The organism is Bacillota bacterium (assembly GCA_036504675.1).
GTDB lineage: Bacteria > Bacillota > Sulfobacillia > JAJYWN01 > JAJZPE01 > DASXUT01.
On record DASXUT010000132.1, the window covers coordinates 1 to 4438 of the forward strand.

At 69.8% G+C, this 4438-nt stretch carries 4 protein-coding genes; all 4 read left to right on the forward strand.

Translation table 11 applies throughout. The features are described from left to right. Positions 1-772, forward strand: a 772-nt coding sequence (locus tag VGL40_09160; protein ID HEY3315424.1) for a 4Fe-4S binding protein, incomplete at its 5' end; no start/stop codon positions are given. Between the two features lie 87 nt (positions 773-859). Then, on the forward strand, positions 860-1756 hold the full coding sequence (gene yqeB / locus VGL40_09165) for a selenium-dependent molybdenum cofactor biosynthesis protein YqeB (GenBank protein ID HEY3315425.1): 897 nt from the start codon (positions 860-862) through the stop codon (positions 1754-1756). 74 nt (positions 1757-1830) lie between these two features. Further along, complete coding sequence (locus VGL40_09170) at positions 1831-2847, forward strand: molybdopterin-binding protein (protein ID HEY3315426.1); 1017 nt, start codon at positions 1831-1833, stop codon at positions 2845-2847. Between the two features lie 4 nt (positions 2848-2851). After that, on the forward strand, positions 2852-4318 hold the full coding sequence (gene yqeC, locus VGL40_09175) for a selenium cofactor biosynthesis protein YqeC (protein ID HEY3315427.1): 1467 nt from the start codon (positions 2852-2854) through the stop codon (positions 4316-4318). Positions 4319-4438 lie beyond the last annotated feature (120 nt).

Sequence of the window (4438 nt, forward strand, 5' to 3'; positions counted from 1 at the left end):
CGGTGAGGGCAAGAAGTGGTATGAGAACATGGCCAACTACTCGCGGGAGCTGCTCGAGGACCCGCGGCGGCAGCGCTACATCAGGGAGTTCTTCGGCCGCGTCGAGCGGGACCACCCGCGCAACGAACGCCTGGCCCTGTCGGTCAAACGGTTGGCCCCCGGGCCCTACCGTTTCCTCCGCCGGATGATCGAACCCCGGCAGAAGTCCACTCACTTCGGTCAGGTCTTGCCGATCGAGGATGTGGAGACGGTCATCGACCTGGTCGGCTCGGTGACCCGGCTGACCTGCGTCTGCCGCAAGGTGACCACCGGCAAGGAACGGCGTTACTGCTTCGCCCTAGGGGCGGACATCGGCCACCTCCTCGACCCCTACCCGAGCTACAAGGCGGGCCTGGAAGTGCTCAGCCCGGGCGAGGCCAAAGACGCCGCCCGGCGCCTTGACCATGAGGGCGAGGTCCACACGGTGTGGACGATGCTGACCCCCTTCATCGGGGCCGTCTGCAACTGCGACGGGGATTGCCTGGCCGTTCGGGCCCAGCACTCGCTGGACCTGGCCACGGTGATGTTCAAGGCCGAGTATGTCGCCGCGGTGGACCGGGACCTCTGCCTGGACTGCGGGGAGTGCCGCCGGGTCTGCCCCTTCGGGGCCATCGGTCGCGACACCCGAGGCCCGGTGGTTAACAAGTCCGTCTGTTACGGGTGCGGCCTGTGCCGGGCCGCGTGCGAGGCGAGGGCCATCACCCTAGCTGGCCGGACTTCAGGGCTCGGATGAGGGTTCAGGAGGAATTGGCAGCTCTGCGAAGAAACCAGCGGCTCGGGTGATCATTGCGCCGAAGGGCGCCGAAGTGAGGTCCAAGTGATGTCGTCGAGAGAGTCCAACAGACCAGGTGATTTCCCCAGTCTCGGCCCGGTCCTGATCCTCGGGGCCGGCGACCTGGCCACCGGCGTCGCCTACCGGCTCTACCGAGCCGGCTTTCCCATCTTCATGACCGAGCTGCCCGAGCCCCTGGCGGTCCGCCGCACCGTGGCCTTTTCCGAGTGTGTCTTTCGAGGCAGTGTGGTCGTGGAAGGGGTCAAGGCGGTGAGGGTCGAGTCGGCCGAGGAGGCCCTCTGGACGACGCGGGCCCCGGGGATGAACGGGGTCATCCCGGTCATCGTCGACCCGGAAGGCGCGGCCCAGCAAGCCATCGGCGCGCCGGTCATGATCGACGCCAGGATGAGCAAGCGCAAGAACCTGGGCACGACCATAACCGACGCCCAGGTGGTCATCGGGCTGGGGCCGGGGTTCGAGGCCGGCGTCGATTGTCACGCCGTCGTGGAGACGGCCCGCGGGCACTACCTCGGCCAGGTCATCTATCACGGCTCGGCCCAGCGCTTTAACGGGCAGCCCGGCTCGGTCCGCGGCCACAGCCTCGAGCGCGTCTTGCGCGCCCCCCAGGACGGCATTTTTCGGACTTTCGTCGAACTGGGCAGCCGGGTCGAGGCCGATCAGGTGGTGGCCATGGTCGCCCCGCCTGAAGCGGCGATTGCGATGGTGGCCGGCGCCGCTCCGATTCCCATTCACGCGGCCATTTCTGGCATCGTCCGGGGACTCCTCCGCGAGGGGGCGCCGGTCAAGGAAGAGCAGAAGGTGGGGGACATCGACCCGCGCTTCGACCCCGAAGCCCTGAACTACATCTCCGACAAGGCCAGGGCGGTGGCGGGCGGGGCCCTCGAGGCCGTCACCTGCCTCTTGTGGGGCCGGCCGCCGGCCTAGGCTCGGCGGGCATTCGCCGATCGGGCGCGCATCATCCCATTCCCGATGATAAGGACGTGAGTCGGTCTTTGAAGATGAAGGAAGTTCGAATCGAGGACTCGGCCGGGCTGACCCTGGCCTACGACCTGACGGAGATCGTCCCGGGCCAGCGGAAAGGGGCGGTCCTGCGGCGCGGGCACATCATCCGGGAGAGCGACCTGGAGACCCTCCGCCGCATCGGCAAGTCGACGATCAAGGTCCTCGAACTCGAGGCAAATGAGGTCCATGAGGACGAGGCGGCGGTCAGGCTGGCGGCGATGATCGCCGGCCGGGGGCTGGAGGTCACGCGGCCCGGGGAGGCCTGGGCCGATGTGAAGGCGTCGATCGACGGCCTGTTGCGAGTGGCCTCGCCGGCGCTGCTGGCGATCAACTCCATCGGCGAGCTGCTGGTGGCCACGCTCCACAACGGGACGCCGGTCAAGCGCGGCACCTTGGTGGCCAAGGCCAAGGTCCTGGGCCTGATGGTCGGCCAAGAGAGGCTGAGCCAGGCCCATGGGGTTGCCACCTGGGGGCCGGTGCTGCAGGTGCTCCCGTTCAGGAAGGTCTCGGCCGGCCTGGTCGTCACCGGCCGCGAGATCTACGAAGGCCGGGTCAAGGAAGCCTTTGGACCGCTCCTCCGGGACCGCCTGGCCGAGTATGGGGGCGAGATCGCCCACTCGGTCGTGGTGCCGGACGAGGTCGAGCCGATCGTTGAGGCCATTCGCGGCCTGCTGGCCCGGGGGGTCGACCTGGTCATGGTGACCGGGGGGATGTCCCCCGATGACTGCACGCCGGAAGCCGTCCGGCGGAGCGGGGCCGAGATGGCCTTCTATGGAGCGCCGGTGTCGCCGGGGGCGATGACCCTGCTGGCCTACGTGGGCGCGGTGCCCATCGTCGGCGTGCCGGCCGGCCTCTTGGCCAAGCCGCGGGGATTTCTCGACACCTTGCTCCCCCGCCTCCTGGTGGGCGAACGGCTGGGTGTCCCCGAGGTGGCCCGTTTCGGCGAAGGCGGTCTGTGCCTGGCCTGCCCGACCTGTGTCTTCCCGGCATGTCCCTTTGGCAAAGGCGGTTGAGGCGGTGGAGTCCCTTCTTGGGGCGTTGCGGGTCCAGCCCGGACAGGTAGTCTCTTTCGTGGGGGCCGGCGGAAAGACGAGCCTCCTTTTTGCGCTTGCCCGGGAGGCGGCGGAGCAGTGGGGGTCGGCCCGGGTCGTCGTGACCACGACGACCAAGATCCTCGAGCCCTCGGCGGGGGACTTCCCTACGCCGGCGTCCGAAGTCCGCTTGGTCGACAGTCCCGCGGAGGCCGTCGAAGCGGCGGTTTGCGTCGGTAGGACCGGCCGGCTCCCGGTGCTGGCAACCGGCACCGTGCCGGCGCCGGGGGAGACTCGTCCCAAGCTCGCCGGGCTGCCCGCGGAGTGGGTCGACGAGATCCACCGGGCCCAGCCGGATTGGCTGATCCTGGTTGAGGCCGACGGGTCGGCCAAGAAGCCGCTGAAGGCACCGGCCGCCCACGAGCCGGTGATCCCGGCCTCTTCGGCGGTGGTCGTGGGCGTCGCCGGTCTGGACGCCCTGGGCCTGCCGATCGACGCCGAGCACGTCCATCGGCCGGAGGTCGTCGCCCGGGTCGCCGGGCGGGGAATCGGCCAAATGGTCGACGAAGCGACGATGGCCGCCGTCCTGATGGACCCGAACGGTTGCGGCAAGGGGCGCCCACCCGGCTCGCGACTCGTGCCGGTAGTCAACAAGGTCGATCCGACGGCCCCGCCGGGGGCCACGACCTCGCTCGAGGCGGCGTGCCGAGTGGCCGCGGAACTTCGGCGGCGGGGTGCTCCCGAGGTCCTGCTGACTTCCTGCCTCCACTGGCCGGTCGTCGTGGAAGCGCTCGGCCGGGGCGGGCCGGTCGGCGCGGTCGTGCCGCTCGGCTCGGTCGGCGCGGTCATCCTGGCCGCCGGGACGTCCAGCCGGATGGGCCGGACCAAGCAGCTCCTGTCGTGGCGTGGGGAAGCATTGGTGGCCGCGGTTGCCCGACAGGTCCTGGCCGCGCCGGTCGACCCGGTGGTCGTGGTCGTCGGACACGAGGCCGAGGCGGTCCACCGAGCCCTCGAGCCTTTGGCCGTCGAGGCCGGCGGGCGCCTGTGGTTCGTGGCCAGCCCCCAATATCGGGAAGGTGGCCAATCGGCGTCCCTGAAGGCGGGGATCGGCGCCCTGCCCGAGCAGACCGGGGCCGTCATCATCGCCCTCTGCGACCAGCCGCTCATCCGGGCCCGTGACCTCGAAGCCCTCGTCGAGCGCTCGTCGGGGCCAGGCAGCATCGCCGTCCCGGTGCACAACGGTCAGCGCGGCCACCCGGTCCTCTTCGGCCGCGACTTCTTCGCGGAACTGTTGGCCGTAAGTGGGGACGAGGGCGGCCGTGCGGTTTTGCGCCGGCACCCTGAGGCCGTCATCGAAGTGCCGGCGGGCCCGGAGGCCCTCCAGGACCTCGACACCTGGGAGGACTACCAGCGGCTGCTGGCAACCACCACCGAAAGGGGCGGGGGTTCCTGAGGCTTCGAACTGACGTCTCGGTGGTGACCAACGTCTCTTCTTCTGCCGCCGGCTTCGCGCCGACGGCCTTTTCGTCCCCACCAGCTTCAATCTGTCGGCCCCTCGAGCCCACCAGACCTG